The organism is Micromonospora sp. C51, from assembly GCF_018070435.1.
In the GTDB taxonomy this organism is placed as follows: Bacteria; Actinomycetota; Actinomycetes; order Mycobacteriales; family Micromonosporaceae; genus Micromonospora; species Micromonospora sediminimaris.
Genome location: NZ_JAGPXQ010000048.1, coordinates 1 through 25580 on the forward strand (window position 1 = coordinate 1; position 25580 = coordinate 25580).

The 25580-nt window shown below is 72.0% G+C and carries 23 protein-coding genes; 11 read left to right on the forward strand and 12 right to left on the reverse strand.

Annotation, left to right across the window (positions count from 1 at the left end; all coding sequences use genetic code 11):
• Positions 1–483: 483 nt before the first annotated feature.
• From KBX50_RS28570 to deoC, 3 genes are read right to left on the reverse strand one after another with little or no spacing between them, the layout of a single operon-like run.
• On the reverse strand, positions 484–1308 hold the full coding sequence (locus tag KBX50_RS28570) for an aldehyde dehydrogenase family protein (RefSeq protein ID WP_210940974.1): 825 nt from the start codon (positions 1306–1308) through the stop codon (positions 484–486).
• A complete protein-coding gene (locus KBX50_RS28575) occupies positions 1301–2731 on the reverse strand; it encodes an aldehyde dehydrogenase family protein (RefSeq protein WP_210940975.1) in 1431 nt (476 codons plus the stop codon). Before KBX50_RS28575 ends, KBX50_RS28570 begins: the two co-directional genes overlap by 8 nt.
• A gap of 5 nt (positions 2732–2736) precedes the next feature.
• Positions 2737–3696 carry a deoxyribose-phosphate aldolase gene (gene deoC / locus KBX50_RS28580; RefSeq protein ID WP_210940976.1) on the reverse strand — a complete coding sequence of 320 codons (960 nt, stop codon included), beginning with the start codon at positions 3694–3696 and terminating at the stop codon, positions 2737–2739.
• Positions 3697–3829: 133 nt separating this feature from the next.
• On the opposite strand from deoC, the gene upp reads away from it, so the two are divergent.
• Both upp and KBX50_RS28590 read left to right on the forward strand, forming a co-directional pair.
• Positions 3830–4462 carry a uracil phosphoribosyltransferase gene (upp, locus tag KBX50_RS28585; RefSeq protein WP_210940977.1) on the forward strand — a complete coding sequence of 211 codons (633 nt, stop codon included), beginning with the start codon at positions 3830–3832 and terminating at the stop codon, positions 4460–4462.
• A gap of 74 nt (positions 4463–4536) precedes the next feature.
• The gene (locus tag KBX50_RS28590) at positions 4537–5211 is read left to right on the forward strand and encodes a GPP34 family phosphoprotein (RefSeq protein ID WP_210940978.1); all 675 of its coding nucleotides are present in this window, start codon (positions 4537–4539) and stop codon (positions 5209–5211) included.
• A 75-nt stretch (positions 5212–5286) separates the two neighbouring features.
• Here KBX50_RS28590 and KBX50_RS28595 read toward each other — a convergent pair whose 3' ends face one another.
• Together KBX50_RS28595 and KBX50_RS28600 are read right to left on the reverse strand one after the other, a co-directional pair.
• Positions 5287–6966, reverse strand: a complete 1680-nt coding sequence (locus tag KBX50_RS28595; RefSeq protein ID WP_210940979.1) for a phospho-sugar mutase — start codon at positions 6964–6966, stop codon at positions 5287–5289.
• Between the two features lie 48 nt (positions 6967–7014).
• Complete coding sequence (locus KBX50_RS28600) at positions 7015–9147, reverse strand: serine/threonine-protein kinase (RefSeq protein WP_210940980.1); 2133 nt, start codon at positions 9145–9147, stop codon at positions 7015–7017.
• A gap of 215 nt (positions 9148–9362) precedes the next feature.
• On the opposite strand from KBX50_RS28600, the gene KBX50_RS28605 reads away from it, so the two are divergent.
• Both KBX50_RS28605 and KBX50_RS28610 read left to right on the forward strand, forming a co-directional pair.
• On the forward strand, positions 9363–10946 hold the full coding sequence (locus KBX50_RS28605; RefSeq protein ID WP_210940981.1) for a methylmalonyl-CoA mutase: 1584 nt from the start codon (positions 9363–9365) through the stop codon (positions 10944–10946).
• A gap of 519 nt (positions 10947–11465) precedes the next feature.
• Positions 11466–12725, forward strand: a complete 1260-nt coding sequence (locus KBX50_RS28610) for an amidohydrolase (protein ID WP_210940982.1) — start codon at positions 11466–11468, stop codon at positions 12723–12725.
• Here KBX50_RS28610 and KBX50_RS28615 read toward each other — a convergent pair.
• Positions 12682–13668 carry a DUF4349 domain-containing protein gene (locus KBX50_RS28615; RefSeq protein ID WP_210940983.1) on the reverse strand — a complete coding sequence of 329 codons (987 nt, stop codon included), beginning with the start codon at positions 13666–13668 and terminating at the stop codon, positions 12682–12684. The genes KBX50_RS28610 and KBX50_RS28615 overlap by 44 nt on opposite strands.
• A gap of 114 nt (positions 13669–13782) precedes the next feature.
• On the opposite strand from KBX50_RS28615, the gene KBX50_RS28620 reads away from it, so the two are divergent.
• From KBX50_RS28620 to KBX50_RS28630, 3 genes are all read left to right on the forward strand, one after another.
• On the forward strand, positions 13783–14415 hold the full coding sequence (locus KBX50_RS28620; protein ID WP_210940984.1) for an MBL fold metallo-hydrolase: 633 nt from the start codon (positions 13783–13785) through the stop codon (positions 14413–14415).
• A gap of 3 nt (positions 14416–14418) precedes the next feature.
• Positions 14419–15342 carry a hypothetical protein gene (locus KBX50_RS28625; protein ID WP_210940985.1) on the forward strand — a complete coding sequence of 308 codons (924 nt, stop codon included), beginning with the start codon at positions 14419–14421 and terminating at the stop codon, positions 15340–15342.
• A gap of 86 nt (positions 15343–15428) precedes the next feature.
• Positions 15429–16166: a hypothetical protein gene (locus tag KBX50_RS28630; RefSeq protein WP_210940986.1), complete on the forward strand. Its 738-nt coding sequence runs from the start codon at positions 15429–15431 to the stop codon at positions 16164–16166.
• 93 nt (positions 16167–16259) lie between these two features.
• Here KBX50_RS28630 and KBX50_RS28635 read toward each other — a convergent pair whose 3' ends face one another.
• The gene (locus tag KBX50_RS28635) at positions 16260–16715 is read right to left on the reverse strand and encodes a gamma-glutamylcyclotransferase (RefSeq protein ID WP_093406228.1); all 456 of its coding nucleotides are present in this window, start codon (positions 16713–16715) and stop codon (positions 16260–16262) included.
• Between the two features lie 106 nt (positions 16716–16821).
• Between KBX50_RS28635 and KBX50_RS28640 the strand changes: the two genes are divergently transcribed.
• Positions 16822–18225 (forward strand): NAD(P)H-quinone dehydrogenase, encoded by a 1404-nt coding sequence (locus tag KBX50_RS28640; RefSeq protein WP_210941008.1) that lies wholly within the window; start codon positions 16822–16824, stop codon positions 18223–18225.
• Here KBX50_RS28640 and KBX50_RS28645 read toward each other — a convergent pair.
• Positions 18159–18905, reverse strand: coding sequence for a DUF998 domain-containing protein (locus KBX50_RS28645; RefSeq protein WP_210940987.1), 747 nt, complete (start codon positions 18903–18905; stop codon positions 18159–18161). The genes KBX50_RS28640 and KBX50_RS28645 overlap by 67 nt on opposite strands.
• 106 nt (positions 18906–19011) lie before the next feature.
• Entirely contained in the window at positions 19012–19626 is a 615-nt protein-coding gene (locus tag KBX50_RS28650) for a DedA family protein (RefSeq protein ID WP_210940988.1), read from the reverse strand.
• Between the two features lie 485 nt (positions 19627–20111).
• Between KBX50_RS28650 and thrS the strand changes: the two genes are divergently transcribed.
• Complete coding sequence (thrS, locus tag KBX50_RS28655) at positions 20112–21332, forward strand: threonine--tRNA ligase (protein WP_210940989.1); 1221 nt, start codon at positions 20112–20114, stop codon at positions 21330–21332.
• A 73-nt stretch (positions 21333–21405) separates the two neighbouring features.
• Here the strand turns inward: thrS and KBX50_RS28660 are convergent, their stop codons facing one another.
• On the reverse strand, positions 21406–21852 hold the full coding sequence (locus KBX50_RS28660; RefSeq protein WP_210940990.1) for a DoxX family protein: 447 nt from the start codon (positions 21850–21852) through the stop codon (positions 21406–21408).
• 86 nt (positions 21853–21938) lie between these two features.
• Between KBX50_RS28660 and KBX50_RS28665 the strand changes: the two genes are divergently transcribed.
• Positions 21939–22523, forward strand: a complete 585-nt coding sequence (locus tag KBX50_RS28665; protein WP_210826202.1) for a TetR/AcrR family transcriptional regulator — start codon at positions 21939–21941, stop codon at positions 22521–22523.
• A 28-nt stretch (positions 22524–22551) separates the two neighbouring features.
• On the opposite strand, the gene KBX50_RS28670 is transcribed toward KBX50_RS28665, so the two are convergent.
• Entirely contained in the window at positions 22552–23991 is a 1440-nt protein-coding gene (locus tag KBX50_RS28670) for a GuaB1 family IMP dehydrogenase-related protein (protein WP_210940991.1), read from the reverse strand.
• Between the two features lie 14 nt (positions 23992–24005).
• Complete coding sequence (locus KBX50_RS28675; protein ID WP_210940992.1) at positions 24006–24602, reverse strand: LysE/ArgO family amino acid transporter; 597 nt, start codon at positions 24600–24602, stop codon at positions 24006–24008.
• A 71-nt stretch (positions 24603–24673) separates the two neighbouring features.
• On the opposite strand from KBX50_RS28675, the gene KBX50_RS28680 reads away from it, so the two are divergent.
• A complete protein-coding gene (locus KBX50_RS28680; protein ID WP_210940993.1) occupies positions 24674–25570 on the forward strand; it encodes a LysR family transcriptional regulator ArgP in 897 nt (298 codons plus the stop codon).
• Positions 25571–25580 lie beyond the last annotated feature (10 nt).

Below are 25580 nucleotides of genomic sequence, written 5' to 3' on the forward strand. Positions count from 1 at the left end.
CCCACCCCACCCTCCGCCGCGACTACTTCAGGGATAGTGCTGCTTCGTCACCACTCGACCCAGCAGTTTCCGGGATGTTGGCCGGATCTTGAGCGAGCACCCAGGGCGACAGGCAACAGAGGGCGGAACGGGAAGGGCGAGAGGGGAGACGGCGGACCGGGGAGACGACGGACCGGGGAGACGACCGAACGGGGGAGACGGCCGAGCGGGGAGACCGAGCAGGGGAGACGGCGGACCGGGGGCGCCACCAGACCGGGACGCGACGCTGGGCGGCACTCCGTAAGCCCTGACCTACGGACGGTCCGCGCCCAGGTCAGGGTTTCCGGGGAGCCCCGACCGCGCAGGGATCAAGCCTGACCGCCCGGAGCGGGCGGGGCTCCCCGGAAACCCGAGCGGGGCTCCCCGGAAACCCCAGGAGCGGAGGCTCCCCGGAAGGAAACCCCACCCAAGCGGGCTCCCCGGAAACCCCAAGAGCAGGGAGAGTCAGACCCCCTTGGGGTGCCAGACGGTCTTCGTCTCCAGCAGGGCCGTCATCCGGCCGAGCCCGGGATCCGCCGACCAGTCGTGGCCTGCCGGTACCGGCCGGAGCACCCGCTTGAGGTTCTCCGCCGCCTTGACCTCCAGGTCGGCGGCCAGTTCCGGGTCGGTCACGCCAGTCAGGTCGATGGCGTTGACGTCCATGTGCGCGGCCAGCGTGGGTACGGTCTCCGACAGCCGGCCGGTGAGGATGTTGACCACACCACCCGGCAGGTCGGAGGTGGCCAGCACCTCGGCAAGGGTCACCGCGGCCAGTGGTGCCGTCGGCGAGGCGGCCACCACCACCGTGTTGCCGGTGACGATCGCCGGAGCGATCACGCTGACCAGGCCGAGCAGGGCCGGTGTCTCGGGGGCGGCCACCGCCACCACACCCGTCGGCTCGGGCGCCGACAGGTTGAAGTACGGCCCGGCGACCGGGTTCGCGCCCCCGTACACCTGCGGGAGCTTGTCCGACCAGCCGGCGTACCAGACCCAGCGGTCGGTCGCCGCGTCCACCTCGTCGGCGGGCACGCCGAGCGCGATGAACTGCTCGCGTCGGCCCTCCAGCATCTCGGCGACCCGGTAGAGGATCTGACCCCGGTTGTACGCGGTCGCCCCGGCCCACCCCTTTCCGGCGGCGCGGGCGGACACCACGGCGTCCCGCGCGTCCTTGCGGGAGGCCAGCGACACGTTGGAGTCCTGCACGAGATACGACCGTCCCGACTCGCTACGCGGGAACTTCCCGCCGATGAAGAGCTTGTACGTCTTGCGTACCGCGACCCGCTCAGACATTGAGGTACGCCTCCAGCCCGTGCCGGCCGCCCTCGCGACCGTAGCCCGACTCCTTGTAACCGCCGAACGGCGAGGTCGGGTCGAACTTGTTGAACGTGTTGGCCCACACCACGCCGGCGCGCAGCCGGTCGGCCGTCCACAGGATCCGGGAGCCCTTCTCGGTCCAGATCCCGGCCGACAGCCCGTACGGCGTGTTGTTGGCCTTCTCCACGGCCTCGGCCGGGGTGCGGAAGGTGAGTACGGACAGCACCGGACCGAAGATCTCCTCGCGGGCGATCCGGTGTGCCTGGGTGACCCCCGTGAAGATGGTCGGCGCGAACCAGAAGCCCCGCTCGGGCAGCTCACACGGTGGCGACCACTGCTGCGCGCCCTCGGCGGCACCGGCCTCGGTCAGCTCCCGGATGCGGGAGAGCTGGGCGGCGGAGTTGATGGCACCGATGTCGGTGTTCTTGTCCAGCGGGTCACCGAGGCGCAGCTGGGCCATCCGCCGCTTGAGTGACTCCAGCACCTGCTCGGCAACGGATTCCTGGACCAGCAGCCGGGAGCCGGCGCAGCAGACGTGCCCCTGGTTGAAGAAGATGCCGTTGACGATGCCCTCGACCGCCTGGTCGACCGGGGCGTCGTCGAAGACGATGTTGGCGGCCTTGCCGCCGAGTTCCAGGGTGAGCTTCTTACGGCTGCCGGCGACCGCGCGGGCGATGGCCCGGCCGACGTCGGTGGAGCCGGTGAAGGCGACCTTGTCCACGTCGGCGTGCTCGACCAGCGCCCGGCCGGTCTCGCCGGCGCCGGTGACGATGTTGACCACACCGGCCGGCAGGTCGGCCTGCTGGCAGATCTCGGCGAAGAGCAGCGCGGTCAGCGGGGTGGTCTCGGCCGGCTTGAGCACCACCGTGTTACCGGCGGCCAGCGCCGGGGCGATCTTCCAGGCCAGCATCAGCAGCGGGAAGTTCCACGGGATGACCTGCGCGGCCACGCCGAGCGGCTGCGGGTTCGCGCCGAAGCCGGCGTGCGGCAGCTTGTCGGCCCAGCCGGCGTAGTAGAAGAAGTGGGCGGCGACCAGCGGCAGGTCGACGTCGCGGGACTCCTTGATCGGCTTGCCGTTGTCCAGTGACTCCAGCACGGCCAGCTCACGCGAGCGTTCCTGGATGATGCGGGCGATCCGGAACAGGTACTTGGCCCGGTCCCGGCCCGGCATCGGCCCCCAGACCTTGTCGTACGCCTTGCGGGCCGCCCGGACCGCCCGGTCCACGTCCTGTGCGCCGCCCTCGGCGATCTCGGCCAGCACCTCCTCGGAGGCCGGGTTGATCGACTTGAAGCTGCCACCGTCGGCCGGGTCGACGAACTTACCGTCGACGAAGAGCCCGTACGAGGGCTTGAGGTCTACCACCGAGCGTGACTCGGGGGCGGGTGCGTATTCGAACATCGCGGTCAGTCCAGGGTGAAGTAGTCGGGGCCGGCGTAGACGCCGGTCGTCAGCTTGGTGCGCTGCATCAGCAGGTCGTTGAGGAGGCTGGACGCACCGAAGCGGAACCAGTCCGGGTGCAGCCAGTCCGGGCCGACGGTCTCGTTGACCATGACCAGATACTTGATCGCGTCCTTGGTGGTCTTGATGCCGCCAGCCGGCTTCACGCCTACCTGCCGCCCGGTGGCGGCCCGGAAGTCGCGTACCGCCTCCAGCATCACCAGGGTCACCGGCAGCGTGGCGGCGACCGGGACCTTGCCGGTGGAGGTCTTGATGAAGTCACCGCCCGCGAGCATCGCCAGCCAGGAGGCGCGGCGCACGTTGTCGTAGGTGGCCAGCTCGCCGGTCTCCAGGATCACCTTGAGGTGGGCGTCCCCGCATGCCTGCTTGGTGGCGACGATCTCGTCGTACACCTCGGCGTAGCGGCCGGCCAGGAAAGCGCCCCGGTTGATCACCATGTCGATCTCGTCGGCGCCCGCCTCGACGGCGGCGCGGGTGTCGGCGAGCTTGATCTCCAGCGGAGCCTGACCCGACGGGAAGGACGTGGCCACACTGGCCAGGTGCACCGCAGATCCGCGCAGCACTTCGGCCACGTACGGGACCATCGAGGGGTAGACGCAGACCGCGCCGACGTGCGGGCAGGACGGGTCAGCCGGATCGGGCCGCAGCGCCTTCGCGGCGAGCGCCCGTACCTTGCCCGGGGTGTCCGCGCCTTCCAGCGTGGTCAGGTCGACCATCCGGATGGCGAGGTCGATCGCCTCGGCCTTGGCGGTGGTCTTGATGGATCGGGTGCCGAGTTGGGCTGCCCGCTGCTCCGCGCCGACCTGGTCCACGCCCGGTAGGCCGTGCAGGAAGGTCCGCAGAGCGGTCTCGGATCGTCCCAGCTCGGAGAGGTCCGAGCGGGCCGACGTCGCTGTCGCCGTCATGTCCCGAAGTCTACGCAGGTTGACACCGAGTGATCTTGGTCACCGTGGTCGTCGAGCGCGCACGGGTGAGCGAGGTCGCTGGTCACGGCCGGGACCCGCGCGCCGACATCCGGGGCGGGTAGGTTGAGCGATCGTGGACGTACTCGTCATTGACCACCCGCTCGCCCAATCCCGGCTGACCGCCATGCGGGACGAGCGCACCGATTCCTCTACGTTCCGGGCGGCGCTGCACGAACTCACCACCATGCTGGTGTACGAGGCCGCCCGCTCCTTCCCCGTGGAGACGTACCCGGTGCAGACGCCGGTGACCGCCACCCAGGGCACCCGGCTGGCCAACCCGCCGCTGCTGGTGCCGGTGCTGCGGGCAGGTCTCGGCATGGCCGACGCCGCGCTGGGGCTGCTGCCCGAGTCCTCGATGGGCTTCGTCGGCCTGGCCCGCGACGAAGAGACCTTCGAGCCGCGCGCCTACATGGAGTCCCTGCCCCGGGACCTCGCCGGCCTGCCCGTGCTGGTCCTCGACCCGATGCTGGCCACCGGCGGCTCCCTGGAGCACTCCTGTCGACTGCTGGCCGAGCGGGGCTGCACCGACATCACCGTGCTCTGTGTGCTCGCCGCGCCGGCCGGCATTCAGCGGTTGGAGCGCTCCGGACTGCCGCTGCGCCTGGTCACCGCCGCCATCGACGACGGCCTCAACGACAGCATGTTCATCGTGCCGGGCCTCGGCGACGCCGGTGACCGGCAGTTCGGCGGCATGCCCCGCTTCTGAGCGGACGACGGCCGCTGCCCCCGGCGGCGGTTTGTGCTGCGGACGGTGGTGTTCAGCGGCTAGCGTCTCGGGCCATGACTGGTGTCCCGCTCGCCGAGGAACTGCTCCTGCTCGCGTACGACGACGAAACGGGTAAGGCGACCCTGCCGCGGATCAGCCTCGACCTGGGCATGGCCGCCGCCGTTCTCATCGAACTGGCCCTGGCCGGGCGGATCGCGTACACCGACGGCGCCCTGACCGCGGTGGACCCGACGCCGACCGGCGAACCGGTCACCGACGCGGTGCTGGCCAAGATCGTGGCCGACACGCCGCACAGCCCCTCCTCCTGGGTGCAGCGGCTACGACACGGCCTCCGCGACCGGATCCTCGGCGACCTCTGCGAGCAGGGCGTCGTCCGGGACGTCGACGAGACCGAGTTGGGCTTCATCCACGTCCACCGCTACCCGGTGGTGGATCCGTCGGTGGAGGAGGAGACCCGGCAGCGGCTCGCCGTGGTGCTCACCGGCGCGGCGCCGGACGAGCGGACCGCCGCGCTCGCCACCCTGGTCGCCGTGCTGCGGATGGAATCCGCACTCGGGGTCGCCGGCGAGGACGCCGACGCCGCCCGCCGCCGGCTGGAGGAGATCGCCAGCGGCGCCGGCTTCTCCGGCGAGGTCAACCTGGAGGACAGCGTGATCCGCCCCTCGGTAGCCCTCGTGGTGGCTGCCCTCGGCCGCGCCGTCGAGCACGCCCTCGGCCCCCGCCGCTGACCCACCCCCCTTTTCCTCCGTTGATCATGAGGTTGGCGGCGAAGTTGATCTCTAGGGCTGCCGCTAACGTCATGATCAACTAGGGGAGTTGGGGATGCCGAGGGCGTGGGCGATCTCGGTGCGGAGGGTGGTGAGGGCGGACGTTGCGCGGGTGCGGGCCGCCGTTACGTCGCCGTCGGTGGGGGGTGCCACCACTTCCAGGTACGCCTTGAGCTTTGGTTCGGTGCCGGAGGGGCGGATCACGACCCGGGCCGTCTCGGTACGCAGGATCACCACGTCCGCCTCCGGGAGCAGGTCCTGCGTCTCGGTGACCGGCTGGCCGAGCAGGGTGGTCGGGGTGGCGGCGCGGATCCGGGCCATCGCGTCGGAGATCAGGCGCAGGTCGTCGACGCGTACCGAGAGCTGGTCGGTCTGGTGCACGCCGAACTCGGTGGCCAACTCGTCGAGCCGGTCGGTGAGCGTGCGCCCCTGCGCCTTGAGGCCGGCGGCCAGCTCAGCCACCGTGAGCGCGGCGGTGATGCCGTCCTTGTCGCGTACGTGCTCCGGGGCGACGCAGTAGCCGAGCGCCTCCTCGTAACCGAAGACCAGTGGCTCGCTGCCGTCACCGGCCCGGACGATCCACTTGAATCCGGTGAGCGTCTCCCCGTACGGCAGCCCACGCGCGGCGCACATCGTCCGCAGCAGCGACGACGAGACGATGGTGGTGGCGTACAGGCCGGAGACCCCACGTCGCATCAGGTGATCGGCGAGCAGCACACCCACCTCGTCCCCGCGCAGCATCCGCCAACCCGAACCTTCGCGGACCGCGACGGCGCAGCGGTCGGCGTCCGGATCGTTGGCGATGGCCAGGTCGGCGTCGGTGCGCTCGGCGAGCGCGACCAGCCGGTCCACCGCGCCCGGCTCCTCCGGATTGGGGAAGCTGACGGTGGGAAAGTCCGGGTCCGGCTCGGCCTGGTCGGGCACCACGCCGGGCGTCGGGAAACCGGCGGCGGCGAACGCGGCGGTGAGCACCGCCGCCCCGACACCGTGCAGCGGGGTGTACGCCACGGTCAGCTCCCGGGGGCCGCCAGGCGAGACGACACCGGCCGCCCGCGCCACGTACGCGGCGACCAGGTCGTCGCCGAGCACCTGACCGGCGGGGCCGAGCGGCACCTGCGCCAGCGGACCGACCGCCCGGATGGCGGCCTCGATGCCGGCGTCGGCCGGCGGCACGATCTGCGCCCCGGCGCCCAGCTTCCCGCCCAGCTCGGCACCGAGGTACACCTTGTAGCCGTTGTCCTGCGGCGGGTTGTGGCTGGCGGTCACCATCACCCCGGCCACCGCCGACAGGTGACGCACCGCGTACGCGAGCACCGGGGTGGGCAGCGGGCGGGGGAGCAGCAGCGCCGGGCGGCCCGCCCCGGTGGCCACCTGGGCGGTGCGCTCGGCGAACTCGCGGGAGCCGCGCCGGGCGTCGTACCCGATCACCAGCGGGCCGGTGCCACCCTGGGCGGCGAGCCAGGCGACCAGCCCGGCGGCGGCCTGGGTGACCACCGCGAGGTTCATCCCGTTGGGGCCGGCGCGCAGCGGCCCGCGCAGGCCGGCCGTGCCGAAGGTCAGCGGCCCGGCGAACCGGTCGGCCAGCTCCGGCGCGCTGCCCGGCAGCTGGTCGAGCACCGCCCGCAGCTCCGCCCGGCCGGCCGGGTCGGGGTCGTCGGCGAGCCAGCGTTCGGCCCGCTCGCGAATGGTGTCGAGGTCACTGGTCTCCGCCGCCATGGCCTCTTGATAGCACGGCGAGGGATCTTCCCGGGCGTCTGCCCCGGCTCAGCCGGCCGACGTGAGCTGGAACGACTTGAGCATCTCCGCGTAGATCGGCTTGCTCTCCTCGAAGCGGGCGTCGGTCGAGGTGAGGTAGAACGAGTAGAGCCGGCCGTCGTGGGCGACCCCGTGCCAGATGCCGTGCCGCATCTCGTCGCCCTCGCCGCAGGTGTACTCGAACTCGGCCGAAGGCTTCCCGGCCAGCTCCTTCTCCGCCATGGCGACCTGGGTGTACGGCTTGGCGCAGGACTTCGACCTGGTCTTCAGGCCGTTCTCGGCGACCTCCGCCCAGCGTGCCGAGGTGCCGTTCCACTCCTCGTTGAGGATGCGCACCCGGCGACCGCTGTCCTCCGGGTCGGTGTAGTCGATGTAGACCCCACCGGCGGGCGCGGCCCGTTTCCAGCCCTCGGGCACCAGCATCTGGATCCCGCGTGCCGAGTGCTCCTGCATCTCGATGCCGGGGCCCTCGTCGGCGGAGTTGGACGGCTCGGCGACCGGGGTGGTGGGGGTCTCGTCGCCGCCGCTGGCGAACGCCACCACACCGATCAGCAGGAGCACCGCGAGGCCACCGGCCGCCGCCAGCTGCATCTTGCGTGGCCAGCCCTTCACGGTGTCGACCGCCCGGGTGCCGGCGGCCTTCGCCCGGTCGACCGGGCTGCTACCGCCGCCGGGAGCGGGGGTCGGCGTGCCGTACGGCTGGTTCGGCGCGGCCGGCCACTGGGCGCCGCCGTAGCCGCCGACCTGCTGCGTCGCGTCGGGCTGGGCACCGCCGTAGCCGCCGACCCGTTGGGTCGCCTCGGGCTGGGTACCGTAGCCGCCGAGCTGCTGGGTGGCGTCAGGCCCAGCGCCGTAGCCGCCGATCCGCTGTGTCGCGTCGGGCTGCCCGCCGTAGCCGAAGACCTCCGGCCCGACCCGCTGGGTGGTGTCCCCGCCGACCCGCTGGGTCGCCTCGGCGGCACCGTAGGTACGGCCGGGCGGGGACATCGCGGCACCCCGCTGCCCGGGACGGGCCAGGGCGTCGGCGCTGGTGTCCTCCATCGCGGCGGCGCCGGCCGCGGCGGCCTGGCCGGGGCGCTCGCCCCGGCGCAGCGCGGCCAGCCGGTCGGTCAGCGACTCGCCGGGGCCGAGCATCGCCCGGCCGCCGATCTGCCCGGACGGGGTCGGCTTGGCCGGGGCTGCCGGCGCGGTGATCGGTGCGGGCAGCGGCACCGGCATCACGGAGTACTGGTCCGTCATCGAGTTGACCCCGGCGGCGCTGCTGCTCAGCGGGCCGGCCAGCAGCTCGCGCAGCATGGCGCGGGCGGTGTGCACGTCCAGCCGGCGGCCCGGATCCTTCTCCAGCAGACCCATCAGCACCCGGGTCAGCGGTCCGCTGCGCTGTGGCGGGGCGGGGGGATCCTCGACCACGGCGTGCATGGTCTCGATCGGGTCGCCCCGGTCGAAGGGCGGGCGGCCCTCCACGGCCGTGTACAGCGTCACGCCGAGGGAGAACAGGTCGCTGGGCGGGCCGAACTCCTGCCCCATGGCCCGCTCGGGCGAGATGAAGTGCGGTGAGCCCAGCACCATCCCCGGGGTGGTGAGCTGCACGTCGGTGGGCATCCGGGCGACACCGAAGTCGGTAAGCACGCAGCGGCCGTCGGAGCAGATCAACACGTTGGCGGGCTTGACGTCGCGGTGCAGCACGCCGATCGCGTGCGCCACCTCGAGCGCGCCGAGCAGCGCGATGCCGATCTTGGCAACCACACGCTGGGCGATCGGCCCGTCCTCGATCACCATGTCGGCGAGGCTGCGGGCGTCCAGCAGCTCCATCACGATCCAGGGGCGGCCGGCCTCGGTGACCACGTCGTACACCTGGACCACCGCCGGGTGGGCGATGGCGGCGGCGGCGCGGGCCTCGCGCAAGGTGCGTTCGTACATCGCGTCGCGGTCGCTCGGCGCCAGGCCGGGCGGGAGGACGACCTCCTTGACCGCCACGTCACGGCGCAGCAGGGTGTCCGTGGCCCGCCAGACCGTACCCATGCCGCCGTTGCCCACCGCCGAGCGCAGCGAGTACCGGTCACCGATGACGGTGCCGGGTGTCGCGCGTCCGTTGGTGGGAGTGCTGACTGGTCCGCCGCTCCACGTCGGGATCTGAGTCACAGAAAAGCCACCGGGGGAAGTCGAGAGGGCTGGGACACAACCCCCCTATCTTGCTGGTTCAGACGCCCGATGCGAAAGCCGGCGCGGCGGACGTTTCCAGTACTCGACGGTACGTGTGCAGGCACTCACCTCTTGTCGTGCCTTGTCGCGGTCGGGCGACGCGGTGTGCGGTATCCCTCACCCGCCACCCGTTCCACCCGTCCTACCATCCGGTGATGAGCGAACGGCGGTCAAGCGAGTCCGGTTTCCCGATCAAGGGCGTCTACACGGCCGACGACCTTCCCGGCGACCTGGACTCCCGCCTCGGCGGGCCGGGCGAGTTCCCGTACACCCGTGGGGTCTACCCCACCATGTACACCTCCCGTCCGTGGACCATGCGCCAGTACGCCGGCTTCGGTACCGCCACCGAGTCCAACGCGCGTTACCACCAGTTGTTGCGGGCCGGCACGATGGGTCTGTCGGTCGCCTTCGACCTGCCCACCCAGATGGGGTACGACTCCGACGACCCGATCGCGCACGGCGAGGTGGGCAAGGTCGGCGTGGCCATCGACTCCATCGAGGACATGCGACTGCTGTTCGACGGCATCCCGCTGGACAAGGTCTCCACCTCGATGACGATCAACGCGCCCGGCTCGGTGCTGCTGCTGCTCTATCAACTCGTCGCCGAGGAGAACGGCGTGCCGGGTTCGGCGCTCAACGGCACCATCCAGAACGACATCCTCAAGGAGTACATCGCCCGGGGGACGTACATCTTCCCGCCGAAGCCCTCGTTGCGGCTGGTCGCCGACACCTTCGGCTACTGCCGTAGCGAGGTGCCGAAATGGAACACCATCTCGATCTCCGGCTACCACATGGCCGAGGCCGGCGCCTCGCCCGTGCAGGAGATCGCGTTCACGCTGGCCAACGGCGTGGAGTACGTCCGGGCCGCGATCGCCACCGGGCTGGCCGTGGACGACTTCGCCCCCCGGCTGTCGTTCTTCTTCGTCGCGCGTACCACCCTGCTCGAAGAGGTGGCGAAGTTCCGGGCGGCCCGGCGGATCTGGGCCCGCCTGATGCGCGACGAGTTCGGGGCGAAGAACCCGAAGTCGATGATGCTGCGCTTCCACACCCAGACCGCGGGCGTGCAGTTGACCGCCCAGCAGCCCGAGGTGAACCTGGTCCGGGTGGCGGTGCAGGGGCTCGGCGCGGTGCTCGGCGGCACCCAGTCGCTGCACACCAACAGCTTCGACGAGGCGATCGCGCTGCCCACCGAGAAGGCGGCCCGGCTGGCGCTGCGTACCCAGCAGGTGCTGGCGTACGAGACGGATCTCACCGCCACGGTCGACCCGTTCGCCGGCTCGTACGTGGTGGAGGCGATGACCGCCGAGATCGAGACGGCTGCCGACGCGCTGATGGCCCGGGTCTTCGAGCACGGGTCGGCGGTGGACGCGATCGAGGTCGGTTTCCAGAAGCGGGAGATCGAGCAGTCCGCGTACCGGATCGCGCAGGAGATCGACTCGGGCGAACGGGTGGTGGTCGGGCTCAACCGCTTCGCGATCGACGCCGAGGAGCCGTACGAGCCGCTGCGGGTCGATCCGGCGATCGAGGCGGCCCAGGCCGAGCGACTGGCGAAGCTGCGGGCCGAGCGGGACTCCGCCGCCGTGGAGCGGACGCTTGTCGAGTTGCGGGAGACCGCCTCCGGCACCGGCAACGTGCTCTACCCGATGAAGGCGGCGCTGCGCGAGCGCGCCACCGTCGGTGAGGTGTGCGGGGCGCTCCGCGAGGTCTGGGGCCGTTACCAGCCCACTGACCGGTTCTGACCCCGGGTCGGGTGGTTGCTGGACGCACGCCTCTCGTCGCCGAGCGTGCGGGTTGTCGCGGGGACGTCATGGCTCAGTCGTCGCGCAGCGTGTCGAACCGGCGTTGTCCGGGTACTCCGCTCGCGGTGATCACGCGGACGCACACGGTGTGCGGTCGGACGGCTGCCCTGCGTGTGAACGTCCACGGATGATCGTTGCCGTTGGTGGTCGGGTAATTGTCGTACCGTCAGTTCATCGGCGCGACTAATGCGACAATTCGGAACGGCGACGATGGTTTCGGAAAGATTCTCGGTGCCCGGCGAACGATTACGCGTTGTAGGAGGTGAGGGGTGGATGACGGCGCATGACCGCGATCTACCTGCTGTCCCGCTCACCTCCGGACGCTCTCAGCAGGGCATACGTGACGCTGCGCGGTCCGATCATCACCGGAACGAGGTTGCGCAGAGTCACCGTCGGGGGTCTACGCTGTCTGCTGTTCCCGATGATCCATCCATTTCTAGTGATCGAAGAGAATTCGACGTGACGAGTGCGTTGACGATGCCGACCGGTCACCAACTGGCGCCGTCCTGGCCGGATGCGCCGACCGGTTCCCAGCCCCTGCCCTTCGAGTTGGACCACCTGCTCGCCCTCCGGGTACCGGGCCTGATCGCCACGCGCCGTCACATTCACTCGCACCCGGAGCTGTCCGGCGCGGAATTCGAGACCGCGGCCCTGGTCGCCCGGGAACTCTCCCTGGCCGGGTTGCAGCCGCGACTGCTGCCCAAGGGCAACGGGGTGATCTGCGACATCGACGGCCGTCCGGACGGGCCGGTGATCGCGCTGCGCGCCGACATCGACGCGCTGCCGCTGACCGACGTCAAGGACGTCCCGTACCGCTCCACGGTCGACGGGGTCTGCCACGCCTGCGGGCACGACGTGCACACCACGATCATGTTGGGCGTCGGCATGCTGCTCGCGCAGCTGGCCGACCTGGGTGAACTGCCCGGCCGGGTCCGGCTGATCTTCCAGCCCGCCGAGGAGATCCTGCCCTGCGGCTCGCTGGAGGTGATCGAGGCCGGCGGCCTCGACGACGTGGTGCAGATCTTCGCGCTGCACTGCGACCCAAACCTGCCCGTCGGCCAAGTGGGTTTGCGGGTCGGCCCGATCACCGCTGCCGCCGACAACGTCACCGTCCGGCTCACCGGCCCGGGTGGCCACACCGCCCGCCCGCACCTGACCGTGGACCTCGTGGACGCGCTCGGTCGGCTGATCACCGAGGTCCCAGCCCTGGTCAGCCGCCGGGTGCCGGCGAACAGTGGACTGCTGCTCGTCTTCGGTCACGCCTCCGCGGGCACCCGGTACAACGTCATCCCGTCCGAGGCGTCCGCCTCCGGCACCCTGCGGGTGATGGACCGCGACACCTGGGAGCTGGCCCCGAAGATCGTTTCTCAGGTGGTCCGGGACGTCATCGCACCCACCGGGGCCACCGTCGACCTGGAGTACCTGCGCGGTCGCCCACCGGTCTGCAACGACGCACGGGCCATCGGGGTGCTGAACGCGGCCACCGCCGCCGCGCTCGGCCCGGAGGGCATCGCGGAAACCCCGCAGAGCATGGGCGGCGAGGACTTCTCCTGGTATCTGGAGTACGTCCCCGGCGCCCTGGCCCGACTCGGGGTCGGCCGCTCCGGGCCGAACGTCGATCTGCACCGGGCGTCGTTCGACGTGGACGAACGGGCCATCCCGGTGGGCGTACGGCTCATGGTGCAGACCGCGCTCCAGGCACTGGCGGCGGCGCGCTGACCCCCGGCGGTGGCGGGGTGCCGCTCGGTGCGACCAGGGCCGGCACCGCGGGTCGGTTCCGGCGGCGACGGCGGGCCAGCCACCACAGCGCCCCCAGCGGTACGCCGAAGACCAGCAGCCACGGCAGGATCGCGCCCAGCACGGTGAGCAGGACGGTCATCGAGGACAGGAAGACCTGCCAGCCGCCCTTGAGCCCTACCAGGAAACCGATCTCGGTCTCCTCCTCGGGGGTCGTGACGCCCGGCCCCACCAGGGTGACGGTGATGGTGGACAGCGCGGTGAGGTCGCTCAGCCGCCGCTTCTTCGCCTCCAGCGAGGCGAGGTCGGCCTCCCGCCGCGCCAGTTCGTTCTCGATGCTCACCAGGTCGCTTATCGAGTCGGCCTGGGCGAGCAGTCGTCGCGCACTCTCCACCCGAGCCCGCTGGCTGGCGATCCGGGCGTCAAGGTCGATGGTCTCCTCGGTGACGTCCTGCGTACCGATCTCCCGGCGCTCCTGGGTGCCGAGACCCGCCAGCTCCTCCACGACCGCGTAGAACCGCTCCGCTGGCACCCGCAGTTCGAGGTCGGCCACCGCGTCGGCGTCGGAGCTGCGGCGTTGGTCCCCGCCGACGAAGCCGCCGGCCCGGGTAGCCGCCGCGACGGCGTCCCGGGCGGCGACGTCCACATCGTTCACCTGCACCCGGATCGATCCGGTGTAGATGATGGACCGCTGGTCGACCCGGGTGTCCGTCGCCGCGCCGGCACCGCCCTGGGCAGCACCGGGCGCGGCGGCCTCGCCGGGCGCAACGGCGGCACCCTCCCGGGCCGGCGCCACCGCGTCGGCAGCGGTGCCGGCCGCTCCTGAGTCGTCTCCGCCGCCACTTCCGCAGGCGGCGAGCATCAGCAGCGCAGCAAGTGTCGCCACCGCCGTGGTCCCGTGCCGGCGGGCTCTTCGCATTCCCATCCCCGTTCCCCTCTCTGCTGCCCGAACAGGCAATGGCTCGGACGCCACACACCACCGCACGGGTTCCGGCAGACTGCGCTCAGGACGTCACGAATCGATAAGGGAGGGATCACGATGCGGCTCACCAAGTACGCCCACTCGTGCCTGCGGGTCGAGCACGACGGGGGAGTGCTGGTCATCGATCCAGGAATGTTCAGTGAGCCGGCGGTGGCGTTGGACGGAGCCGACGCGGTGCTGGTCACCCACGAGCACCCGGATCACCTCGACGTGGCGGCGGTGAACCGGCAGTTGGCGCGGCGCCCCTTCGTCATCCACGGCCCGGCGTCGCTGGCCGGCGCGCTCGGCGACGCGGCCGACGTGCTGCGCCCGGTGACCCCTGGGGAGTCCTTCACCGCCGCCGGGATTCCGGTACGCGCCCACGGTGGCCGGCACGCGGTGATCCATCCCGACATCCCGGTGATCGACAACCTCGGTTATCTGCTCAACGACGTCGTCTACCACCCGGGCGACGCCCTGTTCGTCCCGGACGACGTCCAGGTCGACACCCTCTTCGCCCCGATCCACGCCCCCTGGTCGAAGTTCTCCGAGGTGGTCGACTTCATCCGGGCGGTGGCCCCGCGCCGGGTCTTCGCGCTGCACGACGCCCTGCTCAACGACAACGGTTACGCGGTGCTCGACCGGCAGTACACGGCGCTGTCCGGCAGCGAGTACCAGCGGCTGGAGCCGGGCAGCCGGATCGACGGCTGAGCGATGCCCGGCCCCCCATCCGACCTCGTCGAGCAGCTGTACCGCACGCCGCCGGACCGGTTCGTCGCCGCCCGGGACGACGCCGCCGCGCAGGCCCGCCGGGCCGGTGACCCGCGTACCGCCCGGGAGATCGCCCGGCTGCGCCGGCCCACCGTCGCCGCCTGGCTGGTCAACCTGCTGGCGTTGGAGCGACCGGAGCTGGTGGCCGAGCTGGCGCAGCTGGCCGAAGCGCTGCGGGAGGCCCAGCGCGAGCTGCGCGGCCCGCGCCTGCGCGAGCTGTCCGCGCAGCGGCGGGCGGTGGTCGGCGCGCTGGTCGCCGAGGTACGCCGGCTCGCCGCCGGCGTCGACGGTGCCCCGTCGGGCGGGAAGCTGCCGCTGGCCGAGGTCGAAGCGACGCTCAACGCCGCGCTCTCCGACGTCGAGGTGGCCGAGCAGGTGCGCTCCGGAAGACTGCTGCGCCCGGCCCACTACGCCGGGTTCGGCGAGGTGCCCCGGCCACAGTTGCGTCTGGTGACCGGCGGCGAGGAACCGCCGCCCGCCGCCCCGGTCCGGCAGCGCCCGCCGGACCGGGGAGCGTTACGGGCCGAGCAGGCACAGCGGGCCGCCCGTGCCGAACGGTCCCGTCGCCGCAGGGCGTTGGAGAAGGAACTGGACCGGGCGCGTACCGACCAGGAACGGGCCGAGACGGACCTGGCCGGCGCGGTCGCGGCCGAACGCGACGGGGTGGCCGCGCTGGACGCCGTCGAGGCGGAACTGGCCGAACTGGAACGTCGCCGGGCCGTCGCCGAGCAGGAACTCAGCCGGTCCCGGCTGGCCCGTCGGGCCGCCGAACGGTCGGTCAGCACCGCCCGGCGACGGGCCGGCGAGGTGGAGGCCGCAATGGAGGCGTTGGACGCCGAGGAGGGGGATGCCGACTCCGACGGCTGACCGGCAGACTGATCCCCCATGGACGGACCTTCGGGTGGATCCTTCACGTACGGACCTTCGGGTGGACCTCTCCCGGGCGGGGCGAAATGACGCCGGAGCAGGTCGCGGCGGCTAGCAAACCCGCGGTGCTCGCCCTCGGCGAGGCGTACACCCGGTGCCCCACCACGCTGCGTCGGGCCCGCCTGCTCGGCATCTCCGGGTGGGCCTTCTACGTCACCGGGCGGGCCGGCGCGCTGGGTGACGTACGGGCCGAGACCGTCGCGGCGGCGCTCGGCTTCATCGCCCCCGACGCCGTGGCCGACGGCTGGGACGCCGCCGCCCGCGCGGTCCGCCCGTCCGAGGTGGCCGCGGCCAGCCTCGCCGAATGTTGCCGGTGGGGCGAGGAGGTGCTTGGTGACCTGCCCCGCGTCGACCGACTCGCGGTGCTTGTGGAACGGGCCGTCGCGGCGGCCGATGCCAGCGCGATGCCGTTGTTCGCGGCGTGGCGGGCCATGCCGTCGGACGCGGCGACCACCGGTGCCCGGGTCGCCGCCGGCCTACGCCTGCTGCGCGAACACTTCACCGGTGCGCACCTGGTGGCCGTACGCGCCAGCGGGATGACCCCGCTGGAGGCGGTGCTGGCCGGTCCCGAGGGGGCCAGCGGCGCGATGGCCTGTGGCTGGCCGCCGCCGTACCCGCCGGTCGGACCGTTGGTGCGGCGGCGGTTGTGGGCCGAGGCGATGACCGACCGGCTCGTCGCGCCCGCCTTCACGGCGCTCGGTCCGGCTGACGGTGCGGAACTGGTCGAGTTGCTGACCCTGGCGCGGATCCACACACAAGGGTGAGAACCCGCCCATCCTGGGACGATCTCCCCGCAACCCGGGGTCGCCGCCCGACGCCACCACGCCCGGTAGCAGACTGGGGAGGTGGGAGACGAGCTACGCCGACGCGGTACCGGTGGGTCGGGACCGCAGCTCGATGACGTAGTCGTCCGGCGCGCCCGCCTTCTCGGCGGCGTTGGCGATCTCGGAGAGATACCAGGACGTGGGCAGGCCGCCCTCGTAACCGTCGAAGACGTAGACCCAGGCGGTCACGTCGCCGTCGAGGGTCGAGACACGGACGGTCAGCTTCCGGTACGTGCCGGAGGTGACGCCCTCGATCTCGTCCAGCTGAGCCGCGTCGTACGGGTGGATGTCGTAGAGCGCCACGAACACCCGGTCGCCGGGGGACTCGACCACGGTGCTGACCGCGCCCTCCCAGCCGATGACGTCCTCACCGGCGAAGGTGAGCCGCCAGCCTTCCAGCCAGCCGATGCCCACCATCGGGGAATGCGGGCAGTAGGCGCGCATTCGAGCGGGGTCCAGGTTCGAGCCGTAGGCGGCGTAATGACGCACGGCGATGACGATAGCCCGGCTGGCGCGTGGGGGAGAATACGACGGTGCGTGTCGGACGCGTCGGGGAGAAGAAAGTCACTGTGAGCATGGAGGAAGGGCGGTCGTGGTGAGCCGGATCGTGATCATCGGCGGGGGGCCGGCGGGCTACGAGGCGGCACTGGTGGCGGCCCAGTTGGACGCCGACGTGACGGTCGTGGAGGCCGAGGGCGCCGGTGGCGCCTGCGTGCTGTCGGACTGCGTGCCGTCGAAGACGTTCATCGCCAGCTCCGAGGTGGTGACCGGCTACCGCGACACCGAGGTGTTCGGGGTGCACTCCGACGGGCTGGAGGCGGTGACCGTCGACGCCCAGGCGGTCAACGACCGGGTCAAGCGGCTCGCCCTGGCACAGTCCGCCGACATCCACGCGAAGCTGGTCAAGGCCGGGGTCACCTTCGTGTCCGGGCGCGCCCGCCTCGGCGAGGACACGCTCGGTCACACCCATCGGGTGATCGTCACGCCGGACGGTGAGGAGGCCGCGTACGCCATCGACGCCTCCACCGTGCTGATCGCCACCGGTGCCACCCCCCGCCAACTGCCCACCGCGCTGCCCGACGGCGAGCGCATCCTGACCTGGCGACAGGTCTACGACCTGCCCGACCTGCCCGAGCATCTGATCGTGGTCGGTTCCGGCGTCACCGGTGCCGAGTTCGCCAGCGCGTACCTCGCGATGGGGGTCGAGGTGACCCTGGTCTCCAGCCGCGACCGGGTGATGCCGCACGAGGACGCCGACGCCGCGCAGGCGATCGAGCGGGTCTTCCAGACCCGGGGCATGAGCATCCTGAACAATTCCCGAGCGGAGAGCGTCCGTCGCACCGGCGACGGTGTCGAGGTCGAGCTCTCCGACGGCCGTACGGTCTCCGGATCCCACGCGCTGATCGCGGTCGGTTCGATCCCCAACACCGCCGAGCTGGGTCTGGCCGAGTACGGCGTCGAACTGGCCCGGGGCGGCTACGTGACGGTGGACCGGGTCTCCCGCACCAACGTGCCCGGCATCTACGCGGCCGGCGACTGCACCGGGGTGCTGCCGCTGGCCAGCGTTGCCGCGATGCAGGGCCGGATCGCGATGTGGCACGCGCTCGGTGAGGCGGTCCGGCCGCTGCGGCTGCGTACCGTCTCCGCGAACGTCTTCACCGACCCGGAGTTGGCCACGGTCGGGGTCTCGCAGGACGAGGTGGACGCCGGCAAGGTGCCGGCGCGTCAGGTGATGCTGCCGCTGGGCGGCAACGCCCGGGCGAAGATGGACGAGATCCCGGACGGTTTCGTCAAGCTGTTCTGCCGCCCGGCCAGCGGCCAGGTGATCGGCGGAGTGGTGGTCGCACCGAAGGCCAGCGAGCTGATCATGCCGATCACGTTGGCCGTGGAGAACAACCTCACCGTCAACGAGCTGGCGCAGACCATCACCATCTACCCCAGCCTCTCCGGCTCCGTCACCGAAGCGGGCCGCCAGCTGATGCTCCACGAGCTGGAGTAGGCGGCGACCACGGTGAGCAGGCCCACCTCGGCGAGGATGAGGGCCCGTTCGATAAGGCCGTAATAGGCGCGGTCGCCGGGATAGGCGGACCAGGCCATCACGACGGCCAGCAGCAGGCTGGTCACGGTCAGGGCGCGCAGCCAGCGCCCGGCGCGGGTGCCGGCGGGCAGCCGGGCGGCGAGCAACCAGCCGGCGATCGGCAGTGCCAGGAACGCGACCACCGAGGCGTACCGGTGCACGTAGGCGGCGGTGTCCATCTCGGTGCCCGGCGGATTGGTCGGCACCAGGCCCGACACGAGCAGCCCGCCCGCCCAGACCGCCAACAGCCACTCGGCGGCCCGGCCCCGGTGACCGGCAGCACCGTCGGTCGTCGCGCTGCCGAACGCCCTGGCGCCCGCCGTGGGATCGGTCGGGCCGACGGCACGCCGAGTGGCGGCGACGGCTCGCGGACCGCCCGGCGGGCGCAGCCGACCGAGCGTCGGGATGAGTGCGGCGGAGGCGGCGGCGAGCAGCAGCATGGCCACGTGGATGATCTCGCCGGAGTCGGAGACGGCGTAGTCGCTGACGGTCAGGCTGACCGGGTCGAGGTCGCTGACCCCGGCATGACCGATGACGGTGAGCACCGCCGCGAGGACGATTCCAGCGAGGGCCAGTGCACCGCTGTTCCGGATTCCAGGCATGCTTCAGCCTGTCGTCGCGGGCACCTCAGACGGATCCGGGACGAGCACCGAAATCCGACCCCGGGACCACCCCGACCGCCCATCCGGATTTCCCCTGGGTATCCGGCTAGTCGACGGGCGTCTCGGCCGGGGTCGAGTTCAGCCGTGCGGTGACGGACGCCAACGCCCAGCCGGCCAACGCGAAGCCGGCGGCGGCCACCGCCGCGACCACCACCATCCGCCAGCCGGAACCGGTCAACGCCGTCCCGCCCAGGTGCCCCACCAGCCCGCCGTAGGACGCCCAGCCCCCAGCCGCGATGCCGGCAGCGGGCAGAAAGTGCCGGACCGGGTACCGGCTGCGGCCGGCGGCGAAGCAGGCGGCCATCCGGCCACCCGGCACGAAACGGCAGAGCAGGATCATCATCGGCCCGGGACGGCGCAGGCCCCGGGTCAGGCGCCCGGCGATTCCGCGGGCTCGACCAGTCCCCACCGACCGCAGTGGCCGGCGTCCCGACGCGTACCGACCGAGCAGGTAACAGGCCAGATCCCCGGTGAGTACGCCGAGCGCGCCGACGGCGACGGTCGTCGGCAGGTTCAGCCCGCCGTACACGGTGAGTGCGCCGCCGGTGAGCATCAGCAACTGGGTGGGTACCACTGGCACGAAGGCGTCCACGGCCAGCAGGGTGAAGAGCGCGAGGTACGCCAGGTGGGGTGATGCCACCTGGGTGAGCAGTTCGGGCACCGGGCCACCTCGCGGAATTCTCCGAATGGACGTACCGAGCCTGACGCGGTGTCCGGGGTCACCCGCAACCGGCCCTGGCCGGCCGTGACCACTGACACCTCGCGCGGGTGGCGGCGGGCCACCGATCCCACCGCAGCATATCGATGAAGGTTGACGGCGAGGCGCGGTCGCCGAAATCTCCTCCGGCGGCGTACCGTTGTCGGCGCGCGGCCCGGCGAGCGTCGGGTCCCCCGTTCCTGACGCCCGGGCCGCCGCCGGGCCGCTGGCAGGTCCCGTGCCAGCGGCCCGGTCAAATGAGGTGCGGCGGTGCGCGGGGCGGGCGTACGCTCCGCGCATGTGCAGTGCGATGCTGACGACGACGCCGGGGAAGCCTGGCGTACCGCACTGACGTCTTCGTCTACCGAGTGCCCCGGGCGATCCGCCCGGGGCACTCGTGCGTCGTGGGTCAGGGGTCGTGTCGGGGCGTACGACCAAGGAGCCCTGACATGATCGACCACCGCCGGCTGGGCCGGGACCTGGACCTGTTCGCCACCGACCCGCTCTCCGGTGCCGGCCTGCCGATCTGGCTGCCGGCCGGTGCCGCCGCCCGGCACGCCGTCGAGGAGTACCTGCGGGACCTGGAGCGCCGGGCCGGCTACCAGCAGGTGTACACCCCGCCGCTGGGACGACGGGAGCTGTTCGAGGTCTCCGGGCATCTCGGTTACTTCGCCGCCGAGATGTTCCCGGCGATGCGACTGGGGGAGGGCGACGACGAGGTGATGCTCCGTCCGGCGCTCTGCCCGCACCACGCCCTGGTCTACCGGTCCCGTGGGCGTTCCTACCGGGATCTGCCGCTGCGCGTCTCGGAGATCGGGGGCATGTACCGGGCGGAACGCTCGGGAGTGCTCGGCGGACTCTCCCGGGTACGCGCCATCACCCTCAACGACGCGCACAATTTCTGCGCCTTGGAGCAGGTCGGCCAGGAGGTGTCGGAGATCCTGCGGCTGATCCGGGCCGCGCACGCGGCGCTGGGTGTGCGGCCGGCGGGCGTACGGCTGTCGCTGCGCGGGTCGGGGGAGAAGTACGCCGGCGGCGACGCGCAGTGGGCGCGGGCGGAGGATCTGCTCCGCGCCGGCCTCGACGGGGTGCCGTACACCGAGGCGCCCGGCGAGGCCGCCTTCTACGGCCCGAAGATCGACATTCAGGTGCGCGACGCGGCCGAGCGCGAGTACACCCTCTCCACCGTCCAGCTCGACTTCGACAAGCCGGAGCGTTTCGACCTGTCGTACACCGACGCCGATGGTGAACGACGGCGTCCGGTGATGGTGCACCGCAGCCTCGCCGGCAGCATGGAGCGACTCTTCGCGTACCTGATCGAGGTGCACGGGGGTGCCTTCCCGCCCTGGTACGCCCCCGTGCAACTGGTCGTCCTGCCGGTCGGCGACGGTCAGGCCGACGCCGCCGCCGACCTGGCCCGGCGGGCCATCGAGGCGGGACTGCGGGCCGAGGTCGACCACAGCGGGTCGCTCGGTGCCCGGGTCCACGACGCGGTGCGCCGCCGGATCCCGTACGCCGGCGTGGTGGGCGCCCGGGAGGCGGCCGACGGCCGGGTGGCGTTGCGGTTGCGGGACGGCCGCTCCTTGGCGCCGCAGCCAGCGGCCGAGGCGATCGGACTGATCGGCGCGGTGGTGGCTGCTCGTTCCGGAGACCTGCTGCCGGCCCACTGAGGCCGACGGTCGCGGTCGGATCCAGTTCCCGGACCGACCGCGACCGCAGCGGCGGGTGGCGGTGAGCGCCGGCTCACGGTCCGACCGCGACCGCGACCGTGGCGGCGAGGAACACCAGTTGCAGCGCGGTACGGACGCCGAGCGGAGTGACCGGGCGTCCGGCCAGGGTGAGTCGGCGGCGGGCGGCGGAGACGTTCGCCGGGAACATGGCCAGCAGCAGCAGAGCCAGCCCGGCGGCGGCCCAGCGGGCGGTGGCCGGTACGAGCAACCCGACCGCCCCCGCGAGTTCCAGCACCCCGGTCACCGTGACCAGCAGCTCCGGCCGTGGCAGCCGGGGCGGCACCATGGCGATCAGGTCCCGCCGTCGAGGGCCGACGAAATGCACCATCCCGGTCATGACGAACATGAGCGCCAGCCCGACCCGCAGCGCCGGATGCCATCCATCGAGCGCGGAGAGCCCGGCCAGGCCGACCAACCGGGCGAGACCGGTGCCGGCGACCAGGGCGATCAGCGGAGCCATCGATACCTCTCTCAATCGCGTATCTTGTCGGTGTCAAGATTGCCCCCGGCCACCGTATCTTGTCAACGACAAGATACGGTGGGGTGATGAGCGACACCCGCGGCTACCACCACGGCGACCTGCGCCGGACCCTGCTCACCGCGGCCGTGCAGGCGATCGAGGAGTCGGGTCCGGCGGCGCTGAGCCTGCGCGACCTGGCCCGCCGGGCCGGCGTCTCGCACGCCGCACCGGCACACCACTTCGGCGACCGCGCCGGCCTGTTCACCGCGATCGCGGCGCAGGGTTTCGACACCCTCGCCGACACGCTCACCGGGGCCGGCGACGAGCTGCTGGATCTCGGCGTGGCGTACGTGAGGTTCGCCGTCGGGCATCGCGCTCACTTCGAGGTGATGTTCCACCCCGATCTCTACCGGACCGACGACGCCGAGCTGCGGGCCGCCCGGGAACGCTCCGGCGCCGTCCTGCGCGCTGGACTGGCGCACCGGTCCGGCCGTCCCACGCCCGCCGCCGACGGGCCGCAGGGAGACGTGCTGGCGGCCTGGTCGATCGTGCACGGCTTCGCCACCCTCTGGCTGGCCGGTGCACTCCCCGCCGGGCTGGGCGAGGATCCGGGTGACGCCGCCCGGTCGGTGATCCGGCATCTCTTCACACCGGCCCCGGGCACCGACTGAACGTTGTCAGCCGGTGCCCGCCCCGACCTCACCAACTGGTCGGCAGCGGCATTCCCTCGGTGTAGCCGGCGGTGCTCTGGACGCCGATCAGCACCCGCTCGTGGAACTCGTCGAGGGTGCGCGCACCGGCGTAGGTGAAGGCGCTCCGCACACCCGAGATGATCTCGTCGATCAGGTCCTCCACACCGGGACGGACCGGATCGAGATACATCCGGGCCGACGAGATGCCCTCCTCGAAGATCGCCTTTCGGGCGCGGTCGTAGGGGCTGTCGTCGCCGGTCCGCGCGCTGACCGCCCGCGCCGAGGCCATGCCGAAACTCTCCTTGTAGCGCCGGCCCTCCTCGTCGGTGAAAAGGTCACCGGGGGACTCGTAGGTGCCGGCGAACCACGAGCCGATCATCACGTTGGACGCCCCGGCGGCCAGCGCCAGCGCCACGTCCCGGGGGTGCCGCACCCCGCCGTCAGCCCAGACGTGGCGGCCCAGGGCCCGGGCGGCCGCCGCGCAGTCCAGTACCGCCGAGAACTGTGGCCGACCGACCCCGGTCATCATCCGGGTGGTGCACATCGCGCCCGGACCGACCCCGACCTTGATGATGTCGGCACCCGCGTCGACCAGATCGCGTACCCCGTCGGCGGTGACCACGTTGCCGGCCGCCACCGGCACGGCCGGGTCGAGACCGCGTACCGTCCGCAGGGCCGAGATCATCCGCTCCTGGTGGCCGTGCGCCGTGTCCACGACCAGGGTGTCCACCCCGGCCTCCAGCAGGGCCTTCGCCTTGCCCGCCACGTCGCCGTTGATGCCCACCGCCGCCGCGATCCGCAGTCGACCGTTCGCGTCCACCGCCGGCTTGTAGAGCGTCGCCCGCAGCGCACCGGGGCGGGTGAGTACGCCGACCAACCGGCCCGCGTCGTCCACCACCGGCGCCAGCCGCCGCCGGCCCGCCGAGAGCCGGTCGAAGCCGGTACGCGGATCCGCGTCGACGGGCACGGTGTGCAGCTCGGTCGACATCACGTGCCGCAGTTGGGTGAACCGGTCCACGCTGACGGTGTCGGCCTCGGTCACCACCCCCATCGGGCGGCCGTCGTCGTCGACCACGATCACCGCACCGTACGCCCGCTTGGGCAGCAGGTGGATGGCGTCACCGACGGTGTCGTTCGGGCCCAGCGCGATCGCCGTGTCGTGCACCAGGTGCCGCTGCTTGACCCAGGCGACCACCTCCGCCACCACGTCGATCGGGATGTCCTGCGGGATCACCGCGATGCCGCCGCGTCGGGCCACCGTCTCGGCCATCCGCCGGCCGGCGACCGCCGTCATGTTCGCCACCACCAGCGGGATGGTGGTACCCGTGCCATCGCCGGTGGCCAGATCCACGTCGAGCCGCGAACCCACCTCCGAGCGGGCCGGAGCCATGAAGACGTCGTTGTAGGTCAGGTCGTAGCCAGGATTCACGCCATTGAGGAACCGCACCCGGCCATCATTGCTCAACCGAGCAGCAGAGCCCCGGCCACTGCGATCATCACCACCGCGATCACGCCGTCGAGCACCTGCCAAACCCGCCTGCGTGCGAGCAGTGGAGCGAGCCGGTACGCGCCCGCACCGAGTGCGGCGAACCAGAGCACGCTGGCCGTTGTCGCGCCCACGCCGAACAGCCACCGGTGCGGGTGCTGCTGGGCGATCCCGCCGAGCAGCAGCACCGTGTCGAGGTAGACGTGCGGGTTGAGGTAGGTGAAGGCCAGACAGGCCAGCAGCGTCGGGCCGAGCCGGGCCGGTGGCCGGTCGGCCGGCGTCAGCGCGGCGGGTCGCAACGCCCGGCAGGCGGCGAGTGCCGCGTACCCGAGGAGGAAGGCCGCCCCACCCCAACGGATCGCAGTGAGCAGGACCGGACGTCCGGCCACGATCGAGCCCACCCCGGCGATGCCCACGCCGATCAGCAGCGCGTCGGAGAGCGCGCAGGTCAACACCACCGGCACCACGTGCTCCCGGCGCAGGCCCTGACGCAGGACGAAGGCGTTCTGCGCGCCGATGGCGACGATGAGGGCGATGGACAGGGAGAAGCCGGCAACGACGGAGGTGAGCATGTGGCCGACGGTAGAAGCGCCTCGTTTCCTGAGTCCAGCTAAAGATTCTTCATCTGATTAAGGTCAGCTACATGGATGGTCTCGACTCCACCCAGCTCCGTACGCTCGCGGCCATCGTCTCGGAGGGCAGCTTCGAGGCGGCGGCCCGGCTGCTGCACGTCACGCCTTCGGCGGTCAGTCAACGGATCAAGGCGCTGGAGGAGACCGTCGGGCAGGTGCTCGTCCGCCGCCACCGGCCCTGTGACGCCACCGAGGCCGGCCGCCCGCTGTTGCGCCTGGCCGGCCAGCTCGCGCTGCTCGAACGGGAGGCGCTGGCCGACGCCCGGGGGCCGCTCGGCGGCGACCGGGGACGCACCCGGGTCGCCATCGTGGTCAACGCCGACTCGCTCGCCACCTGGTTCCCCGCCGCGCTCGCCCGGCTGCCCGACCAGCCGGAGTTGTCCTTCGACATCCGGCAGGACGACCAGGACCACACCGCCGAGCTGCTGCGCGCCGGTACGGTCACCGCCGCGGTGACCGCCCAGCGCGAAGCGGTGCAGGGCTGCCGGGTACGCCGGCTCGGCGCGATGCGCTACCGCGCCCTGGCCGCGCCCGCGCTGGCGGACCGCTGGTTCGCCGACGGGTTGACCCGGGCGTCGGCCGCCACCGCGCCGGTGGTGGTCTTCGACCGCAAGGACCGCATCCAACACCGCTTCCTGCGTACGGTGACCGGGCGCGCCCTCGACCCGCCCGTGCACTACGTGCCGTCGGTGCCGGCCTTCAACGAGTCGATCCGGCTGGGGCTCGGCTGGGGGCTGATGGCGGAGCAGCTCGCCGACGCCGACGTGGCCGCCGGGCGCTGCGTGGACATCGCACCCGGTCGGGTGCTGGACGTCCCGCTGTACTGGCAGCACTGGCGGCTCGATTCGCCGGTGCTGACCGCGCTGACCGCCGCCGTCTGCGTCGTTGCCGCGGAAACCCTCCGCTGACCGACGCCGG